Source organism: Kitasatospora sp. NPDC024654 (genome assembly GCF_055559155.1).
In genome coordinates, this window is sequence record NZ_JBVHLF010000003.1 from 105,059 (window position 1) to 124,183 (window position 19,125).

16 protein-coding genes are annotated in these 19,125 nt (G+C 70.8%); 8 read left to right on the forward strand and 8 right to left on the reverse strand.

Going from position 1 to position 19,125, the window contains the following annotated elements:
• Positions 1-140 precede the first annotated feature (140 nt).
• The 5 genes from ACZ38L_RS02910 to ACZ38L_RS02930 all read left to right on the forward strand — a co-directional run bounded on the left by ACZ38L_RS02910 (position 141) and on the right by ACZ38L_RS02930 (position 6,247).
• On the forward strand, positions 141-1,142 hold the full coding sequence (locus ACZ38L_RS02910) for a malate dehydrogenase (protein WP_465688596.1): 1,002 nt from the start codon (positions 141-143) through the stop codon (positions 1,140-1,142).
• A gap of 86 nt (positions 1,143-1,228) precedes the next feature.
• Positions 1,229-2,557, forward strand: coding sequence for a hemolysin family protein (locus tag ACZ38L_RS02915; RefSeq protein WP_396555323.1), 1,329 nt, complete (start codon positions 1,229-1,231; stop codon positions 2,555-2,557).
• A gap of 30 nt (positions 2,558-2,587) precedes the next feature.
• Positions 2,588-3,628, forward strand: coding sequence for a tryptophan--tRNA ligase (gene trpS / locus ACZ38L_RS02920; RefSeq protein WP_465688598.1), 1,041 nt, complete (start codon positions 2,588-2,590; stop codon positions 3,626-3,628).
• 77 nt (positions 3,629-3,705) lie between these two features.
• The gene (locus ACZ38L_RS02925) at positions 3,706-4,203 is read left to right on the forward strand and encodes a 2'-5' RNA ligase family protein (RefSeq protein WP_465688600.1); all 498 of its coding nucleotides are present in this window, start codon (positions 3,706-3,708) and stop codon (positions 4,201-4,203) included.
• A gap of 142 nt (positions 4,204-4,345) precedes the next feature.
• Positions 4,346-6,247 (forward strand): Stealth CR1 domain-containing protein, encoded by a 1,902-nt coding sequence (locus ACZ38L_RS02930; protein WP_465688602.1) that lies wholly within the window; start codon positions 4,346-4,348, stop codon positions 6,245-6,247.
• A gap of 78 nt (positions 6,248-6,325) precedes the next feature.
• Here the strand turns inward: ACZ38L_RS02930 and ACZ38L_RS02935 are convergent, their stop codons facing one another.
• Positions 6,326-9,889 (reverse strand): bifunctional glycosyltransferase/CDP-glycerol:glycerophosphate glycerophosphotransferase, encoded by a 3,564-nt coding sequence (locus ACZ38L_RS02935; RefSeq protein WP_465688604.1) that lies wholly within the window; start codon positions 9,887-9,889, stop codon positions 6,326-6,328.
• A 245-nt stretch (positions 9,890-10,134) separates the two neighbouring features.
• On the opposite strand from ACZ38L_RS02935, the gene ACZ38L_RS02940 reads away from it, so the two are divergent.
• Positions 10,135-11,055: a YhjD/YihY/BrkB family envelope integrity protein gene (locus ACZ38L_RS02940; RefSeq protein ID WP_465688606.1), complete on the forward strand. Its 921-nt coding sequence runs from the start codon at positions 10,135-10,137 to the stop codon at positions 11,053-11,055.
• A gap of 4 nt (positions 11,056-11,059) precedes the next feature.
• Here ACZ38L_RS02940 and ACZ38L_RS02945 read toward each other — a convergent pair whose 3' ends face one another.
• Positions 11,060-12,304 carry a D-alanyl-D-alanine carboxypeptidase family protein gene (locus ACZ38L_RS02945; protein WP_465688608.1) on the reverse strand — a complete coding sequence of 415 codons (1,245 nt, stop codon included), beginning with the start codon at positions 12,302-12,304 and terminating at the stop codon, positions 11,060-11,062.
• A gap of 159 nt (positions 12,305-12,463) precedes the next feature.
• On the opposite strand from ACZ38L_RS02945, the gene ACZ38L_RS02950 reads away from it, so the two are divergent.
• Positions 12,464-12,712: an SCO4848 family membrane protein gene (locus tag ACZ38L_RS02950; RefSeq protein WP_396555311.1), complete on the forward strand. Its 249-nt coding sequence runs from the start codon at positions 12,464-12,466 to the stop codon at positions 12,710-12,712.
• Between the two features lie 227 nt (positions 12,713-12,939).
• Here ACZ38L_RS02950 and ACZ38L_RS02955 read toward each other — a convergent pair whose 3' ends face one another.
• The 5 genes from ACZ38L_RS02955 to ACZ38L_RS02975 form a co-directional block, all read right to left on the reverse strand.
• Positions 12,940-13,716 carry a succinate dehydrogenase iron-sulfur subunit gene (locus ACZ38L_RS02955; protein WP_465688610.1) on the reverse strand — a complete coding sequence of 259 codons (777 nt, stop codon included), beginning with the start codon at positions 13,714-13,716 and terminating at the stop codon, positions 12,940-12,942.
• Positions 13,716-15,458 (reverse strand): succinate dehydrogenase flavoprotein subunit, encoded by a 1,743-nt coding sequence (sdhA, locus tag ACZ38L_RS02960; protein ID WP_465688612.1) that lies wholly within the window; start codon positions 15,456-15,458, stop codon positions 13,716-13,718. Before sdhA ends, ACZ38L_RS02955 begins: the two co-directional genes overlap by 1 nt.
• Before the next feature lie 37 nt (positions 15,459-15,495).
• Positions 15,496-15,987 carry a succinate dehydrogenase, hydrophobic membrane anchor protein gene (gene sdhD, locus ACZ38L_RS02965; RefSeq protein ID WP_465688614.1) on the reverse strand — a complete coding sequence of 164 codons (492 nt, stop codon included), beginning with the start codon at positions 15,985-15,987 and terminating at the stop codon, positions 15,496-15,498.
• Between the two features lie 6 nt (positions 15,988-15,993).
• A complete protein-coding gene (gene sdhC, locus ACZ38L_RS02970; RefSeq protein ID WP_396555301.1) occupies positions 15,994-16,374 on the reverse strand; it encodes a succinate dehydrogenase, cytochrome b556 subunit in 381 nt (126 codons plus the stop codon).
• 198 nt (positions 16,375-16,572) lie between these two features.
• Positions 16,573-17,055 (reverse strand): 2-oxo-4-hydroxy-4-carboxy-5-ureidoimidazoline decarboxylase, encoded by a 483-nt coding sequence (locus ACZ38L_RS02975; protein ID WP_465688773.1) that lies wholly within the window; start codon positions 17,053-17,055, stop codon positions 16,573-16,575.
• Here ACZ38L_RS02975 and ACZ38L_RS02980 point away from each other — a divergent pair.
• Entirely contained in the window at positions 16,987-17,130 is a 144-nt protein-coding gene (locus tag ACZ38L_RS02980; RefSeq protein ID WP_396555299.1) for a hypothetical protein, read from the forward strand. The two genes, ACZ38L_RS02975 and ACZ38L_RS02980, sit on opposite strands and share 69 nt — an antisense overlap.
• A 363-nt stretch (positions 17,131-17,493) precedes the next feature.
• Here the strand turns inward: ACZ38L_RS02980 and ACZ38L_RS02985 are convergent, their stop codons facing one another.
• Positions 17,494-19,089: an alpha/beta hydrolase gene (locus tag ACZ38L_RS02985; protein ID WP_465688617.1), complete on the reverse strand. Its 1,596-nt coding sequence runs from the start codon at positions 19,087-19,089 to the stop codon at positions 17,494-17,496.
• Positions 19,090-19,125: the final 36 nt, after the last annotated feature.

The window sequence follows — 19,125 nt, forward strand, 5'->3', positions numbered from 1 at the left end:
GCACCAGCCACACCCGTGCGTACTCCTCGCGCTCCCCTTGCGATAACCTGACGCCGGTTCTCTCGATGTCGAGAGAACATCCTCGGCTCCGGCGCGCCGACGTGCCTGGGGCACCTGGCGATTAGCTGGAGAAGGTAGAAATGACCCGCACCCCCGTCAACGTCACCGTCACCGGAGCCGCCGGCCAGATCGGCTACGCGCTGCTCTTCCGCATCGCCTCCGGCCACCTGCTCGGCGCGGACGTGCCGGTGAACCTGCGCCTGCTGGAGATCCCGCAGGGCGTGAAGGCCGCCGAGGGCACCGCGATGGAGCTGGACGACTGCGCCTTCCCGCTGCTGCGCGACATCACCATCACCGACAACGCCAACGTCGCCTTCGAGGGCGCCAACGTGGCCCTGCTGGTCGGCGCCCGCCCGCGCACCGCCGGCATGGAGCGCGGCGACCTGCTGCAGGCCAACGGCGGCATCTTCGGCCCGCAGGGCAAGGCCATCAACGACCACGCCGCGGACGACATCAAGGTCCTGGTGGTCGGCAACCCGGCCAACACCAACGCCCTGATCGCCCAGCGCAACGCCCCCGACGTGCCGGCCGAGCGGTTCACCGCGATGACCCGCCTGGACCACAACCGCGCGGTGGCCCAGCTCGCCAAGAAGCTCGGCGTCACCGTGAACGACGTCAAGCGGCTGACCATCTGGGGCAACCACTCGGCCACCCAGTACCCGGACATCTTCCACGCCGAGGTCAAGCGGGCCGAGACCGCCGTCAACGCCGCCGAGGCCGTCAACGACGAGAAGTGGCTGGCCGAGGAGTTCATCCCGACCGTCGCCAAGCGCGGTGCCGCGATCATCGAGGCCCGTGGCGCGTCCTCGGCCGCCTCGGCCGCCAACGCCGCCATCGACCACGTGTACACCTGGGTCAACGGCACCGCCGAGGGCGACTGGACCTCGATGGGCATCGTCTCGGACGGCTCGTACGGCATCGAGGAGGGCATCATCTCGTCCTTCCCGGTCACCACCAAGGACGGCAAGTTCGAGATCGTCCAGGGCCTGGAGATCAACGAGTTCTCCCGCGCCCGGATCGACGCCTCGGTGAACGAGCTGAAGGAGGAGCGCGACGCGGTCCAGGCCCTCGGCCTGATCTGAGTCGTCCCCCGCAGCACCAGGACGGCCGCTCCCACCCGGGGGCGGCCGTCCGGGTTTGTTTGAGTTGTACGCCTAAACTGCCGACCGTGAACGAAACCCTCGGCGACGCCGCCCTGGTCCTGGTCTTCATCGTCCTCGGTGGGCTGTTCAACATCGCCGAGATCTCGCTGATCTCGTTGCGCGAGGGCCAGATCCGCACCCTCGCCGAGAAGGGCGGCAAGCGGGCCGAGCGGGCCGCGCACCTGGCCGCCGACCCCAACCGCTTCCTGGCCGCCGTGCAGGTCGGGGTGACCTGCATGGGCTTCCTGTCGGCCGCCTTCGGCGCCGACACGCTGGCCGGCAAGCTGGCCCCCGCCTTCGTCTCGCTCGGCCTCGCGAAGGGCGTCGCGGACGCCGTGGCGCTGGTCGGCCTGACCCTGCTGATCTCCTACGTCTCGCTGGTCCTCGGCGAGTTGGCCCCCAAGCGGATCGGGCTTCAGCGGGCCGAGTCGCTCGCGCTGCTGGCCGCGCCGGTGGTGGACGTGATGTCGATCGTGCTGCGTCCGGTGATCTGGCTGCTCGGCCGCTCCACCAACCTGGTGGTCCGGCTGCTCGGTGGCGACCCCAAGGCGGGCCGTGGCGCGATGAGTTCGGAGGAGCTGCGCGGCCTGGTCGCCGCCAGCACCGAACTGGGCAGCGACGAGCGGGCGTTGATCGCCGACGTCTTCGAGGCCGGCGAGCGGCAGCTGCGCGAGGTGATGGTGCCGCGCACCGAGGTGACCTTCCTGGACGCCGACCAGCTGCTCGCCGAGGTCCGGGAGGAGACCAGCACCTCGCCGCACTCCCGCTACCCGGTGGTGGAGGGCTCCTACGACGCGGTGGTCGGCTTCGTGCACGTCCGCGACCTCTACCGGGCGCTCGGCGAGCTGGCCGTCCGGGTCCGGGACATCGCCCGACCGGTGAAGCTGCTGCCCGCCACCAAGCTGGTGCTGGAGGCGATGAGCGAGATGCGCCGGGAGGGCCACCACCTGGCGATCGTGGTCGACGAGTACGGCGGCACGGCCGGCATCGTCACGCTGGAGGACCTGGTCGAGGAGGTGATCGGGGAGATCCGGGACGAGTACGACGCGCACGAGGCGACCGCCAGCCGCCGGCTGGCCGGCGGCGGCATGGAGGTCAACGGCCTGCTCAACCTGGCCGACTTCGCCGAGGAGACCGGCGTCACCCTGCCCGAGGGCCCGTACGAGACGGTGGCCGGCTACGTGGTCGCCGAACTCGGCGCGCTGCCGTCGGTGGGTGACCAGGTGCGGGTGGCCGAGGTCGGGGTCGAGGAGGGCGCGCTGCTCACCGTCGCCGCGCTGGACGGCCGGCGGATCGACCGGATCCGGGTGAGCACCGCACGCTTGGCAGAACCTCCGAACGACTCCCTGTCCTGACCGCCGCGCGGAGCTGGAAGAATGGCGGGCATGGTCAACGCAGCGGTCAACGGTCCGGCGAAGGAGCGCCCCCGGGTGCTCTCCGGCATCCAGCCCACCTCGGGCTCGTTCCACCTCGGCAACTACCTGGGCGCGGTGCGCCAGTGGGTGGACCTGCAGGAGGCGAACGACGCCTTCTACATGGTGGTCGACCTGCACGCGATCACCGTGCAGCAGGATCCCCAGGCGCTCCGGCAGAACACCCGGATCTCGGCGGCCCAGCTGCTCGGCGCGGGCCTGGATCCCGAGCGGTGCACCCTCTTCGTCCAGTCGCACGTCCCCGAGCACACCCAGCTCGGCTGGGTCATGAACTGCCTCACCGGCTTCGGCGAGGCCGCCCGGATGACCCAGTTCAAGGACAAGTCGGCCAAGCAGGGCAGCGAGAGCACCTCGGTCGGCCTGTTCACCTACCCGATCCTGCAGATCGCCGACATCCTGCTCTACCAGGCGGACGCCGTCCCGGTCGGTGAGGACCAGCGCCAGCACCTGGAGCTGACCCGGGACCTGGCCGAGCGCTTCAACAGCCGGTACCAGCCGACCTTCACGCTGCCCAAGCCGTACATCCTCAAGGAGACCGCGAAGATCCTGGACCTCCAGGACCCGACGGCCAAGATGAGCAAGTCGGCGGCCTCGGCCAAGGGTCTGGTCAACCTGCTGGACGAGGCGCGGGTCAGCGTGAAGAAGTTCAAGAGCGCGGTGACCGACACCGACACCGTGGTCTCCTACGACGAGGAGAAGAAGCCCGGGGTCTCCAACCTGCTGCGGATCCACGCCGCGCTGAGCGGGCAGACCATCGAGCAGCTGGTCGCGCATTTCGAGGGCAAGATGTACGGCGCCCTGAAGACCGAGCTGGCCGAGCTGTACAGCGAGTGGGTGGTCCCGTTCCAGCAGCGCACCCGGAGCTACCTGGACGACCCGGCGGAGCTGGACCGGGTGCTGGCGGTGGGCGCCGAGAAGGCCCGCGCGGTGGCGTCCGAGACGCTGGAGACCGTCTTCGACCGGATCGGATTCCTGCGGCCGGCCGGCCGCTGATGCCGGTCGCCGAGCCGGCCGGGGGCGACGGTCCCGTCGTCCCCGGCGACCCAGGGCCCGTCCGGATCACCATCGGGGTGGCGATCTCGGTCCCCGAGCCGTTCGGTTCGGCCGTTCAGGACGCCCGGGCCGCGCACGGCGATCCGCTGGCCCGGGCGATACCCACCCATGTGACGCTGCTGCCGCCGACCAGTGTGCCGGTCGCCCGGCTGCCCGAGGTGCGGGCGCACCTGGCGGCGGTGGCCGCCGCGCACCGGCCGTTCCGGATGCTGCTGCGCGGCAGCGGGAGTTTCCGGCCGGTCTCCCCGGTGGTCTACCTCCGGGTCGAGGAGGGCGCCCAGGAATGCCGGGTGCTGGAGGCCGCGGTCCGTTCCGGGCCGCTCGCCCGCGAGTTGGCGTTTCCCTATCACCCGCACGTCACCCTGGCGCACGGTCTGTCCGAGCGGGTGCTGGACGAGGCCCACCAGGAGGCCCGGGGATTTTATGCGGCCTTCCCGGTCTTTGGGTTCACCTTGTCCCGTTTTGACGCGGATGAGATCTGGCGGCCGTGGCGCGGCTACCGGTTCGCTGATTGAATGAGCGAGGTTTTCATGAGAGGCATGTCATAGTTTTTTCTTAGTTGCTTCTAATTCATCTCCGTGCGATCTGCCAGCTACACTTAGGCGCCAATGGCTGCCGGGGGGCATTGAACGGTCAGAGTGCCCACCGTCTGGAGAGATGATGCGCAGTCCTCGCTGGCTTCGGCGAGTGATCCGAGGTTCGGTCCGTCGGGCCCGGCGGATCGTCCTGGCGGCCGACGCACTTCCGAGGCAGCGCGGGCCGGAGCCGGAGCCGGTGGTCGAGGAGGCGCCGGAACCGGAGCCCACCGAGGCGGACCGCACCGTCGCGCTGGAGGACGCGCTGGGCGAGCGGCGGCCCGAACTCGTCCGGCACGACGGCCGGCTGGCCGAGGTGCGCGACGATCTGCTCGCGGCGGACGCCCTGTTGGCCGGCTTCACCGAGGCCACCGAGCTGCTGACGGCGGCCGGCCTGGAGTTCGTGCCGATGCCGGCCCGGGAGCCCCGCTACCGGGTGGCCATCCCGCCCGGCGGTCGCGAAGCGGTGCTGGAAGCCTGTGCCGCGGCCTTCGCCGGACAGCCGGTCTACGCCGACCTGCTCGGCCACGACGTCACCCTGGGTACCGTGCTGGCCGAGCAACTTCCGCAGGCCGTCGCCGAGTTGGAGCGGGAGCCGGCCGGCGAGGGCGAGTCGGCGGACGCGGCCCCGGCCGTACTGGCCAAGGGCGTGCGGCTCTACCGCCCGGTGGTGACCAGTGGTCGGACCCTGTACTACGGCGCCGAGTACGGCTGCGAGTTGGAGTTCTGGGACTCCGCCGAGCCGTCCGAGGGGGCCATCGCGTCGATCCACGAACCGCCGTTCGGCTGGTGGGTGCCGTCGCTGGAGCCGACCGCCACGGTGCGGCTCGGTGGGCGCGACTACCCGACCGCGGCGGCCTTCACCCAGCCGCTGCTCACCGACGTGACGTTCCCGGTGGACGCCGTGATCACCTGGGTGGACGACAGCGACCCGGTCTGGCGCAGGCGGCGGGACGCCGCGCTGGCCGCGCTGGACGCGCCGCCGGCCGGCGGCACCGGGCAGGAGCGGTTCCACAACCGTGATGAACTCCGGTACTGCCTGCGCTCGATCGCCATGTATGCGCCATGGATTCGGCACATCTACCTGGTCACCGACGGTCAGGTGCCGGACTGGCTGCGTGTCGACCACCCCGATCTGACCGTGGTCCATCACCGCGAGCTGTTCGCCGACCCGAGCGCGCTGCCGGTTTTCAACTCGCACGCGATCGAGACCCAACTGCACCGAATCCAGGGTCTTTCCGAGCATTTCATCTATTTCAACGACGACGTCTTTCTCGGTCGCCCGGTCAGTCCGGAGCAGTTCTTCCTCGGCAATGGCGCACCATTGATCACTCTCGACTCACGGGTCATTCCTCCTGGTGAACTCGAGGCGACGGACGACGAGTACGTCGCCTCGCAGAAGAACACCCGTGCGGTGGTCCAGCGGGTCCACGGCCGGCACACCACCAACGTGCTCAGCCACGCGGCGCACCCGCTGACCCGTGGTCTGCTCGCCGAGACCGCCGAGCAGTTCGCGGCCGAGCTGGCCGACACCGCCCGGGCGGCGTTCCGTTCCCGCGCCGACCTCGCCCCGATCACCCTGGCGGTCACCGTCGGCTACCTCAGCCAGCGGGTCGCCTTCGGGCGGATCGGCCACCGCTACGTCGACGTGGACCGCTACGCCGCGCTGGAGCAGTTGCCCGGCCTGCTGCGGGACCGCGGCATCGACACCTTCTGCCTCAACGACGGCGATCTGGACCACGTCCCACGGGTGGAGCAGGACCGGATCGTCACCAGGTTCCTGCAGGACTACTTCCCGGTGGCCGGGCCTTTCGAGCTCACGCCGCCGGTCGAGGCCGCCCGCCACCCGGAACCGTCGGAGACCGACCAGGAGACCGACGAGCCGGCGGGGACGGGGCCGGCCGGGGCGGACGAGGCCGCCGCCGGGGCGGCCCCGCACCGGCCCCGCCGCACCCCGCTCCCGGTGGGCGCGGACCACTCCTAGCACCGGCGCAGCACTGAGCCCCGGGGCCTCCCGCCATCAGCGGGAGCCCCCGGGGCTCAGTGCTGCGCGCCCCGGGCCTCAGCCCAGCATGTTGTCGACCACCCGGGCGGCGGCCGAGCCGTCGTCTAGGTCGCAGTAGGTGGCGCGGAACTTCTCGTACGCCTCGCGGTGCTCGGCGGCCACCGACTCCACCGAGCCCAGCGCGGCGATCACCTCCTGCGAGGTGCGCAGCAGCGGCCCCGGGGCCTCCCGCTCGAAGTCGAAGGTGAAGCCGCACAGGTTGTCGCGGTAGTGCTCCAGGTCGTACGTGAAGAAGAGGATCGGACGACCGGTGTTGGCGAAGTCGAACGCCGAGGCCGAGTAGTCCGTGACCAGCACGTCGGCGATCAGCAGCAGGTCGGTCATGTCGGGGTAGCGCGAGACGTCCCAGACGTAACCGTCGCCGGCCCCGGGGATCGAACCGTGGCACGAGGAGTGCGGCCGGACCAGCAGCACCTGGTCGTCGCCCAGCGCCTCGCGGGCCGCGGCCAGGTCGAGGCGGAGGTCGGTCTGGTAGCCGCCCTGCGGACGCTTGCGGTCCTCGCGGAAGGTCGGCGCGTAGAGCACCACCTTCTTGTCCTCCGGCAGGCCGAGCCGCTCGCGCACCGCGGCGGCCCGCTTCTCCCGGTCCGGCGCGAAGAACACGTCGTTGTGCGGGTAGCCGGTCTCCAGCAGCTCACCGGTGAAGCCGAAGGCACGCCGCAGCACCGGCGAGGCGAAGCTGCTCGGCGACACCAACTTGTCCCAGAGCAGCACCTCCTTGTCCAGCTGCTTGAGGTAGTTGCTGTCGATGAACCAGATCTTCTCGAAGTCGTGGCCGATCCGCTTGAGCGGAGAACCGTGCCAGGTCTGGATGATCACCTGGCCCGACCGCCTGCGGACGAAGTCCGGCAGGTGGTCGCTGGTCACGACGTACTTCGCGGTGGCCAGCGCCTCGTACCACTCCGGGCTCCACTGGCGCAGCCCGCGGGCGCTGGACGGGACCTCGGCCTGCTGGTCGTCGACCGTCCACAGGTGCTCCAGCGGCAGCCCGCGGCGCACCAGCTCCTCGTGGATGGCGCGCGGCGAGCCGGCGTACTGGCCGCCGTGCGAGACGTTGTAGAGCACCGCGTCGCGCAGCGGCTTGCGCTGGGCGGCCGGGTAGGCCTCCTTGCGCTGCTCGCGCTGGCGGAAGCCGCTGCGCTCGTGCGGGCCGAGGTCGGAGTGCGCCTCCAGGGAGAGGGTGTCGAAGTGCCGGCGCTCCAGCGCGATCCGCTTGCCGCGCTGCTGGACCTCGCTGGGCAGCGAGCCGTGCAGCGACAGCGCCAGCTGGGCGTGCGGCCAGGTCCGCTCCGGGGCGCCGTCGACCGGGCGGAAGAAGACCTCCCAGGTGCCCTTGTGCAGTGGCACCCGGCCCCGGTACGCGTTCAGCGGCACGGCCGGCAGCTCGACCTCGAACCGTCCGTCGCGGATCAGCACCGGGTGGAGGTAGTCCTCCTCCCGCCAGGCGTGCCGGATCACCAGGTCGTAGCGGTGCTCACCGGGCAGCGCGAAGCTGCCGGAGAGCACGAAGCCCTCCTCGTCGGTGGCGCGCAGTCCGTCCACCACCGGCTGCAGCAGCTGGTCGACCAGCTGAAGGTGCCCGGTGGCGTCCGGGGTGCTGCGCAGCGCCCGCGCGGTGCCCACCGGCGTCTCGGGGTCCACCACGAAGTCCAGGTGCTCCAGCGGCACCCGGTCGTCGACGATCACCGGCAGCACGGTCCCGTCGGTGAGCAGCAGCTCGGCGTGCCAGTGGTCGGCGGTGCGCTCCTCGGCGGCCGGGTCCAGGGCGTCCCAGGCCCGCCGCACCTCGGTCAGCTCGGCCATCGGGACCTTGGCGGTGAACGGCACCGGCCGGCCGGCCGGGGTGCCGAACTCCACCGGGAAGTCGAGCTGGTTGCCGGACTCGGCGTGCCGCAGCCGCAGCCGCAGGCCGGCCAGGTCACCGGCGTTGCGCACGGCCCCGGTCAGCTCGATCTCGCCGCCGTCGGTGCGCAGCCCGGTGACCGCGGCCCGCAGCCGCTCCACCTTCAGGTGCAGGAAGTTGTCGCGCAGGAACGGCACCACCCGGGTGGTGGGGTCCACCCAGTGCGGGGTGAAGTTCTCCGCGGTGTCCGCCCAGCCGCCGCTGATCCGGCCCTTGTAGAGGCCGGCCTTGCCGGCGCCGGCCACCAGCACCCGCCAGGTGCCCTCCTGCCAGACCCCGCGGCGCTTCAGCTTGGCCGGGTCGATGGTGGTGGTGAAGCCGGCCCAGTCGCAGCTGTAGAGGTCGTGCGGGGAGCTGGCGGTGGCCTCGGCGGAGTGCTGTGCCTTGGTCGGCACGGCCACCACCCGGCGGCCCTTGGCCTCCCGGAGCACGATCACCTTGACCATGTCGTGCTTGTTCTCGGCGCCCAGGTGCTCGGGGAAGGCGTGCCCGGTGAGCCGGAACCTGCCGTTCTCCCAGGCCGACTCGTAGATCCGGCTGCGCATGACCAGCGCGTTGTCCAGCCGCAGCACGTCGGTCGGCACGCTCTTGCGGCCGCCGCGCAGGAACGGGTAGTCGGCGTACGGGCGGAGCAGGCCGCGGGCCGGGGCCGCGCCGTTGCTCTCCGCCTCGAAGCGCATCTGCTCGACGAACTCGTCGATCCGGCCCTGCAGGGTCAGGTGGTACTTGAGCTTCAGTGGGGCGCGCAGCTTGCGGACCTGCTCGGGGCCGATCGCCCGGAGCAGCCGGCCGACGCACTCCAGGTAGGCGTCCCGGTAGTCCTGCTCGCCGTCGACCACCGACCAGAAGAACATCGGGATCTCTTCGACGAGGTTGTTCTCGTCGTAGCTGCGCAGGTACTCCTTGTACTTCGGGTCGGTTTGCTTCAGCAGCCAGGAGCGGACCAGCTCCATCGAGGCGACCCGGTCGATCAGGCCGCGCGGGTTGGTGCGCATCTGGGTGATCGACATCTCGCCGACCTCGCGCTCGCGCCAGTGGTAGATCGGCTCGGAGAGCACGTCCACGCTGCGGGCCAGGTAGTGGTGCGGCACGCTGACCGGGGCGTCCTCGTACAGGATGCCCTCGGGGTAGAGCAGACCGGCCGCGTCCCAGAAGGTCCGCCGGTAGACCTTGTTCCACGCGGTGCGGTCGGTGACCAGGGCGGGGATCTCGGTGATGTGGGTCTTCAGCTTGGTGTTCCGGAACGGCTTGACGTGGCCGCCGGACTGGTAGTGGCCGACCGCCCGGAAGCGCAGCACGTTGCCGGTGGCGAAGTCGGAGCCGGTCTGGTCGAGCGTGCTGATCATCAGCTCGTACGCGCTCGGCGGGAGGGTGTCGTCGCTGTCCACGAAGGCGAGGAACTCGGTGCCGTCCGTGAGGTGCAGCAGACCGGTGTTGCGCGCGGCGCCGAGGCCCGCGTTCTTCTTGCGGACCAGCCGGAACCGGGAGTCCTGGGCGGCGAACGCCTCGGCGATCGCCGCGCTCCCGTCCGTGGAGCCGTCGTCGACCATGACGCATTCGAGATCGCGCATGGTCTGGGCGGCGATGGACTCCAGGCACTCCTGCAGGTACCGCTCGACGTTGTAGATCGGAACAACGACGGAGAGACGGGGGGCCATCAGCTGCGTGGGCCTTTCATCGGGAACGCGGGGACGAACGACGGGCCTGAGCGGGCTCGGACCCACCGCGGTGGAGCCACAGGACAGGCACTACCACGGGATCCTACCTTCCGGGGCCGGAATCCCAGGTTCGGCCGGGGCCTACAATGCGTGGTCACGCCGGGGTCGGCCGCTCCGGAGCTCTTCCAGGGCGAGTCGGGCGCTTTCAGGACTTTTCGCCGGCCCGGCCGGGTACGCCTGCGCCCATGGACTTGCTCACCAGGTTGCCGGTCATCGGCCCGGTCGCCGCCGCCGTGCTGCGCAGCCGCCCCTACCGCGTGTACGGGCACTTCACCGCCGTCAAGGCCAACCGGCTGGCCGGCGCGATCACCTTCTTCGGCTTCCTCGCGCTCTTCCCGCTGCTCACCGTGGCCCTGGCGATCGCGGTGGCCACCCTCTCGCGGCACCAGGTGGACGACCTGAAGAACCGGATCGCCCATCAGATCCCGGGCCTGGCCAGCTCGCTGGGGCTGGACTCGCTGGTCGCCAACGCGGCCGCGGTCGGGGTGATCAGCGGCGTGGTGCTGCTGATCTCCGGCCTGGGCTGGGTGGACACCATGCGCGGCGCGATCCGGGACGTCTGGCGGCTGCCCGAGGAGAGCGAGAACTTCCTGTTGCGCAGGGGCTGGGACTGCCTGGTCCTGGTCGGGCTCGGCGTGGTCTCGGTGATCTCACTGGGGGCCTCGTCGGTGGGCACCACGCTGGCCGGGCGGCTGGCGTCCGCGCTCGGCCTGGCCGACCGCGGACCGGGCCACGTGCTGCTCGCGGTCGCCGGGTTCGTCCTCGCGGTCATCGCCGACCTGCTGCTCTTCTGGTACCTGCTGGCGCCGTTCCCGCGGATCCCCGGACAGCGCCGGGCCGACCTGCTGACCGCCGCGCTGATCGCGGCGATCGGCTTCGAGCTGCTCAAGCTGCTGCTCTCCTCGTACCTCTCCAGGGTGGCCGGCAAGAGCCTGTACGGCGCCTTCGGCGTCCCGGTGGCGCTGCTGCTCTGGATCGACTTCGTCTGCCGGCTGCTGCTCTACTGCGTCTCCTGGACGGCGCTGGCCGACCCGGACGCCGCCCGGCGGCGGGCGTTGGACGCCGCCGAGGCGGCCCGGGCGGAGGCGGCCGAGCCGGCGGCGTGAGCCGTCACTCGCGGCGCAGCGCGGTGGCCCCGGCCGGCGCGGTGCCGTCGGTCGACAGGGCGGTCCCCGTGGTGTGCCGGCGCCGCCGGTTCACCGCCAACCAGCTGGCCGTGGCCAACGCGGCGATCGACACCAGCGCCGCCACCGTCCAGCCGGTGATGCCCGAGTCGGCCGCCGTCCGGCGCAGCGCCTGCGGCCCGCGGCCGGCCGGGTGCCCGCCGCCCCGGCCGGGCCTGGGCGGGACGGCGGCCGTCGAGGCGGAGTCCGAGCTGCCGGAGGCCTTGGGGGAGACCAGCACCCCGACCGGCGAGGCCTTGCCGTCGGACGCGAAGCCCCAGTCGAGCAGCTCGGCGGTCTCGTCGTACACCTTCTGGTAGGTGTTCGGGTGCATCGCGGCGACCAGCAGGGTGCGCCCGTCGCGCTGGGCCGCGCCGACGAAGGTGCTGCCCGCGTTGGTGGTGTAGCCGTTCTTCACCCCGATCAGCCCGGGGTACTTGCCGAGCAGCCGGTTGGTGTTGGCGATCCCGAACGAGCCGCGGTTGCCGCTGTCGCGGTCCACCGCACCGGGGAACGTCGCCTGCTTGGTCGCGACGTACGAACGGAAGTCCGGGTTGCGCAGGCCCTCGCGGGCGAAGAGCGCGAGGTCGTAGGCGGAGGAGAGCTGGTCGTCCTCGTCGTAGCCGTCCGGGGTGACCACGTGGGTGTCGGCGGCGCCCAACTCGTCGGCCTTGTCCTGCATCTGCCGGACGGTCTCGTCGATCCCGCCGTTCATGCTGGCCAGCACGTGCACGGCGTCGTTACCCGAGCTGAGGAAGACCCCGCGCCAGAGGTCCTCCACCTTGTAGTCGAGGCCCTCCTTGACCCCGACCAGGCTGCTGCCGGCGCCGAGTCCCGCGAGGTCCTTGTTGGCCACCCGGTGCACGGTGTTGCGGTCCAGCTTGGGCAGCACGGTGTCGGCGAAGAGCATCTTCAGCGTGCTGGCGGGCGGCAGCCGCAGGTGCGGGTTGTAGGCGGCCAGCACCTGGCCGCTGTCGGCGTCGGCCACCAGCCAGGACATCGCGGTGAGGTCCTGCGGCAGCTCCGGGACCTCGTGCGACGGGTCGACCTGGACGCCGGACAGCCCCAGTCGGGCGCCGCCGACCACCGGAGGCGGCGGCAACTGGCGGGTCGCCGCGACGGCGCTCGGGGTCACGCCCAGGACGAGCAGCGCGGCCAGCCCGGCCGACAGACGACTGCCTCGAAACATCATGTGATCATTTGACTTCACCGTGTGAAAGTACCCGGCCGACCCCGGTGCGCCCCGGCGCGCCGCCGATGTCCCTCGAAAGGGGACCCGGGACTGGGCCGTTCGGCCCGCTGCCCATACTGGAAGGGCCCGACACGCCCCGCCCCTCCGAAGGACAGCCCCGTGAAGCTCAGCCGCCGCACCTCCTGGTTCCTCGCCGCCTTCGGCGTCTGGTCCATGATCATCTGGACCACCTTCGTGAAGAACCTCTGGCAGGACTCCAGCGGCCAGGCCTTCGTCCACGGCGACCACTCCCACCCCACCGCCTTCTTCTGGATCCACCTGACCCTCGCCATCACCTCCTTCATCCTCGGCGTCCTGGTGGGCCTGGTCGGCCTCCGCGGCCTGCGCTCCGCAAAGCCTTTGACCTGACGAGGCAGTGACTGACAGAGTCTCCCCGCTTCACCGACCACGAACTTGGGGGGACTCCTATCGTGCTTTCCTCCCGACCTGTGGGCCGTCAGCGCTGACCGGCACCTGGCGACCTTCACCGGCTGGAGCACCCCGAAGGACCTCGGCGCGCTGCGCTGGCCCGGGTTCCGGGAACGGCTGAGGCCCCGTCCGGGTGGACGGGGCCTCAGCCGTTCGGCGGGGGTGGGTCAGAAGCGGCGGGTGACCAGGGCCCGCTTCACTTCCTGGATCGCCTTGGTGACCTCGATGCCACGCGGGCAGGCCTCCGAGCAGTTGAAGGTGGTCCGGCAGCGCCAGACGCCCTCACGGTCGTTGAGGATCTCCAGGCGCTGCTCCGCGCCCTCGTCGCGCGAGTCGAAGATGAAGCGGTGCGCGTTGACGATGGCGGCCGGGCCGAAGTACTGGCCGTCGTTCCAGAAGACCGGGCAGGACGAGGTGCACGCGGCGCACAGGATGCACTTGGTGGTGTCGTCGAAGCGCTCGCGGTCCTCGGCGGACTGCAGGCGCTCGCGCGTCGGGTCGTTCCCCTTGGTGATCAGGAACGGCATGACGTCCTTGTACGCCTGGAAGAACGGGTCCATGTCCACGACCAGGTCCTTGAGGACCGCGAGGCCCTTGATGGCCTCGATCGTGATCGGCTTCTCCGGGTCGACGTCCTTCAGCAGGGTCTTGCAGGCCAGCCGGTTGCGGCCGTTGATCCGCATGGCGTCCGAGCCGCAGATGCCGTGCGCGCAGGAGCGACGGTAGGTCAGGGTGCCGTCCTGCTCCCACTTGACCTTGTTGAGGGCGTCCAGGACGCGCTCCTTCGGGTCCATGGTCAGCTGGTAGTCCACCCACACCGGCTCCGGGTGCTCCTCCGGGTTGAACCGGCGGATCCGCAGGGTGAAGGTGATCAGCTGGACGGCGCCGGACTCGGCCGCGTCGAGCGCCGAGGAGTGCGGCTTGTCGAGAGTGGGGGCGCTCATCAGTACTTACGCTCCATCGGCTGGTAGCGGGTCGTGACGACCGGCTTGTAGTCAAGGCGGATCGAGGTGGTGCCGTCCTCGGCCACCTCCTGGTACGCCATGGTGTGCTGCATGAACTTCACGTCGTCACGGGTCGGGAAGTCCTCGCGGAAGTGGCCGCCACGCGACTCCTCGCGGGCCAGCGCGGAGACGACCAGCACCTCGGCCAGGTCGAGCAGGTTGCCCAGCTCGACGGCCTCCAGCAGGTCGGTGTTGTAGCGGAAGCCCTTGTCCTGGATGGCGACGTTCTTGTAGCGCTCGCGCAGCGCCGCGATGTCCTCGGCGGCCTGCTTGAGGGTGGCGCCGGTGCGGTAGACCATGGCGTTGACGTCCATGGTCTCCTGCAGCTCCTTGCGGATCTGCGCGACCGACTCGGTGCCCTCGGACTCGCGCAGGCCGTCGACCAGCGCCTGCACCTTCTCCGCCGGGTTGGCGGGCAGCGAGACGAAGTCGTTGGCGTTGGCGTAGTCGGCGGCGGCGATGCCCGCCCGGCGGCCGAACACGTTGATGTCCAGCAGCGAGTTGGTGCCCAGACGGTTGGCGCCGTGCACGGAGACGCAGGCGACCTCGCCGGCCGCGTACAGGCCCGGGACGATGTCGGTGTTGTTGCGCAGCACCTCACCCTCGACGTTGGTCGGGATGCCGCCCATCGCGTAGTGCGCGGTGGGCTGGATCGGGATCGGGTCCGTGTAGGGCTCGATGCCGAGGTAGGTGCGGGCGAACTCGGTGATGTCCGGGAGCTTGGCGTCCAGCTGCTCCGGCGGCAGGTGGGTCAGGTCCAGGTACACGTGGTCGCCGTCCGGACCGCAGCCGCGGCCCTCGCGGATCTCGGTGTAGATCGCGCGCGAGCAGACGTCACGGGACGCGAGGTCCTTCATGACCGGGGCGTAGCGCTCCATGAAGCGCTCGCCGTCCTTGTTGCGCAGGATGCCGCCCTCGCCGCGGGCGCCCTCGGTGAGCAGGATGCCCATCCGCCAGATGCCGGTCGGGTGGAACTGGAAGAACTCCATGTCCTCCAGCGGCAGGCCGCGGCGGTAGACCAGCGCCTGGCCGTCACCGGTGAGGGTGTGGGCGTTGGAGGTGACCTTGAAGAACTTGCCGGTACCGCCGGAGGCGAAGACCACCGACTTGGCCTGGAAGACGTGGATCTCGCCGGTGGCCAGCTCGTAGGCGACCACGCCGGCGGTCTTGCCGTCGTTGATCAGCAGGTCGAGGACGTAGAACTCGTTGAAGAACTCGACGCCGTGCTTGACGCAGTTCTGGAACAGCGTCTGGAGGATCATGTGACCGGTACGGTCGGCCGCGTAGCAGGAGCGGCGGACCGCCGCCTCGCCGTGGTTGCGGGTGTGGCCGCCGAAGCGCCGCTGGTCGATCCGGCCCTGCTCGGTCCGGGAGAAGGGGAGGCCCATCTTCTCCAGGTCGAGGACCGCGTCGATGGCCTCCTTGCACATGATCTCGGCGGCGTCCTGGTCGACCAGGTAGTCACCACCCTTGACCGTGTCGAAGGTGTGCCACTCCCAGTTGTCCTCCTCGACGTTGGCGAGGGCGGCGCACATGCCGCCCTGGGCCGCGCCGGTGTGGGAGCGGGTCGGGTAGAGCTTGGTCAGGACGGCGGTACGGCTGCGCTGGGTCGACTCGATGGCCGCGCGCATGCCGGCGCCGCCGGCGCCGACGATGACGGTGTCGTACTGGTGAATCTGCATGGGGGTTAGCTCGCCTCTGGCCTCTGCCGATTGCCGATTAGATGTTCGGGTCGAAGGTGAAGATCACCAGGGTGCCGAGCAGGACCGTGAAGATGGTCGCGGCACCCATCAGGGTCTTCAGCCAGAGCCGGGTGGAGTCCTTCTCGGCGTAGTCGTTGATGACCGTGCGCATGCCGTTGGCGCCGTGCAGCATGGCGAGCCAGAGCATCAGCAGGTCCCAGCCCTGCCAGAACGGGGAGGCCCAGCGGCCGGCGACGAAGGCGAAGTTGATCTTCGACACGCCGCCGTCCAGCAGCAGCATGATCGTCAGGTGGCCGAGGATCAGCACCACCAGGACGACGCCCGAGAGGCGCATGAAGAGCCAGGCGAGCATCTCGAAGTTGGTCCGAGTGCGGCGCGGGGTCTTCGTGGACCGGGTGCGCGGCGGCTGGATGACGAACTGGTCGGCCGGGTTGCCGGTGCCGAGGCCCCGCCCGGTGTGCGCCTGGGGGGCGGTGGCCAGCTCCAGGTCAGTGGTGTCAGTCGACATGCCAGATCACTTCCCGAACCAGGTGAGCAGGGTGTGCTGCAGGATGCCCCAGAAGGCACCGGCCATCAGGACGACCCAGAGGCCGACGACGCTCCACAGCATCTGCTTCTGGTACTTCGGGCCCTTCGACCAGAAGTCCACCGCGATCAGCCGCAGGCCGTTCAGGGCGTGGAACAGGATGGCGGCCGTCAGGCCGTACTCCATCAGGTTCACCAGAGGCGTCTTGTAGGTCGCGATGACGGTGTCGTACGCCTGGGGGGAGACCCGCACCAGCGCGGTGTCCAGGACGTGTGCGAACAGGAAGAAGAAGATGAGGACGCCAGTGACTCGATGAGCCACCCAGGACCACATGCCTTCTCGGCCGCGGTACAGCGTTCCAGCCGGCACGGAAAACCCTCCGGGAGCGGTTGAAGGGCTCGGCCGGCTTCGGTGTCGGTCAGCCCGGCCGGGTACGGTCCACCGGCCGCGGTCATCCTATCGACGCCCTGTCGGGTCCCGCCTCCGGGGGGTTTGAGTGTGATCAATCAGGCACGGGCGGCGTAATGTGGCCCGCTCCGATCACTCCGGGTGATGCCAACGGGGCGGTCAGTGTGCGCCCGCGGCGTGGCTGGCGACCAGGTGCTCCAGCCGGTGCAGCGCGATCCGGCGCAGCTCGTCGGCGGCGATCAGCCGCTCCTCGTCCGGCTCGTTGGCCAGCCGGGTGCGGATCGAGCTGAGCACGGCGTCCAGCATCTCCTCCGGGTCCACGCCGTCCAGGCAGACCACGAAGACGTGGCCGAACCGGGACTCGTAGGCGGCGTGCGCGGCCCGCAGCGCGGTGTGCGCCGCCTGGCTGCCGGGGGCGCGCATGCCGAGCAGCGGCTGCGGCATCCAGCTCTCGTCGGCCAGCGCCTCGGCCAGGTCGCTCGGGCGCAGGTCGTAGGAGGCCTCGCTGGCGGCGGCGAGCAGGGACTCCAGGTCCGGGTAGGGACGGTGGGCGGTCAGCCGGAGCGCCCAGCGGTGACTGCCGCAGCAGGCGAGCAGGGCCTCCTCGGCGGCGCCGGGGTCGGCCTCGTTGAAGCGGTGCAGGCCGACGGCGGCCGGCGGCTGGAGCGGGGTCGGCTGCAGCAGGGCCGCCGGGCCGTCCGGGCGCTGCGGGGGTAGGCCGGCCGACGGGTGCTCGACGGTGTGATCCTTCGAGCGGTCGGCCGGAATGTCGCTGGCCAGCGGAATCCTCCTCCTGTGCTACCCCTCGCAGGGGCACGGCGGCGCGACGGGTGGACGGAACAAGCATGCGGCACCCGCGGGCCGCGACGGCGGGGACGAACGGCGGAGATCAGCGGTTGCGGGCGAGCTCGGCGGCGACGGGTGCGGGTGCGCTCGGCCGGGCGGCGCTTCGGTCCTCCCGGTAGCGGCACCACGGTAGTTGAGTGCCCATCAGTTGGGGAGAGTGCTCGCGGAATTCACTCGCACGAGCTATCAAGTTGTGACCGAGGTGCCGCCCGTGCCGTCGATCGGACGCTGGGACTACCTGGCGCAGCTGGTGTGCGGGGGCGGCATGGTGCCGTTGACCAGGTACGCATCGAGCGCCTGGTCGATGCAGGCGTTGCCGCTGCCGAACGCCGCGTGACCTTCACCCTCCCGGGTGAGCAGGGTCGCGTTGGCGAAGCCCTTGGCTAGGTTCTGCGCAGCCGCGTACGGGGTGGCCGGGTCCTCGGTGGTGCCGATCACCAGGATCGGGGCACTGCCCTCGGCCCGGATGGTGTGCGGGTGCTCCGCGCTCCGCACCGGCCAGTCGACGCAGGCCGGGCTGCTCACGTCATCCGCGGTGGTGTCCCGGTTGAGCAGCGGCGCCTCCTGCTTGAGCTCGGCCAGCACCTGCTGGGCGCGCTGCCGGGAGGGCGCCGGCTCCTGGCCGTCCGCGCAGGAGATGGCGGTCTGGGCGTCCGAGCTGGCGTCGTAGCGGCCGTCGGCGCCGCGCCCGTCGTAGAGGTCGGCGGCGTCCAGCAGGTCGTCGCCCTGGCCCTGCTTCATCGCGGTGCCGAGCGCCTGGCGCAGTTGCGGCCAGGCGCTGGTCTGGTCGCCGTAGAGGAAGAACAGGGTGCCGGTCCAGCCCAGGGTGGAGGTCAGCTTGCGGCCGTCGTCGGTGGGCAGCGGCTTGGTCCGGAGGTCGTCCAGGAAGTCGGCGGCCTCGTCCGCGGCGGTTTCCGGGTCGCTGCCCAACGGGCAGTCGGCGGCGTGGTTGGTGGCGCAGTCGGTGGCGAAGTGCTCCAGCGACCTCTCGAAGCCGATCTGCTGGTTGACGTTGGAGTCCAGCCTGTCGGCGGCCGGGTCGATCGCACCGTCCAGCACCAGCCGGCCGGTCCGCTGCGGGAACTGCTCGGCGTAGAGCGAGCCCAGGTAGGTGCCGTAGGAGACGCCGAGGTAGTTGAGCTTGGCGTCGCCCAGGGCCTGGCGCAGCACGTCCATGTCGCGGGCGCTGTCGCGGGTGCCGACGTGGGGGAGCAGTTTGCCGGAGTTGGCCTGGCAGGCCGCCGCGAAGGTCTTGGCCTGCTGGTCGAGCTGGGCCTTGCGGGCCACCGGGTCGGTCGGCGAGTCCTGCTGGGACCGGGCGTCGCGCTGCTGGTCGCTCAGGCAGTGCACCGGGGCGCTGGCGCCGGTGCCGCGCGGGTCGAAGCCGACCACGTCGAAGTGGTCGCGCAGCGGGCCGTCGAAGTCGGAGAGTCCGTCCTTGACCATGTCGACGCCGGAGGCGCCCGGACCGCCGGGGTTGACCACCAACGAGCCCTCGCGCTTGGAGGTCTGCGCGGCCTGCGCCCGGATCAGCGCCAGCTCTATCGAGTCGCCGGTCGGATGGCCGTAGTCGAGCGGGACGCGCAGCTTCCCGCACTGCAGGTCGGAGCCGTCCGAGCACTTGGTCCAGCCGATCCGCTGGCCGTAGAAGGCCCGCAGGGCCGGATCCGTGGGGCTGGCCACGGCGGGGACGGGGCTCGCGGCGGTGGGGCTCGCGGCGGCGGGTCGAGCGCCGGTGTCGGCGGAGTGGTCACTCCCGGAGCAGCTCGCCAGCAGCAGCGAGCCGAGCGACACGGGTACGGCGAGGCGGGCGAACCGGAATATGTTCACACGAACACAGGTACCACCGGCTCGCCCGACCCCGCC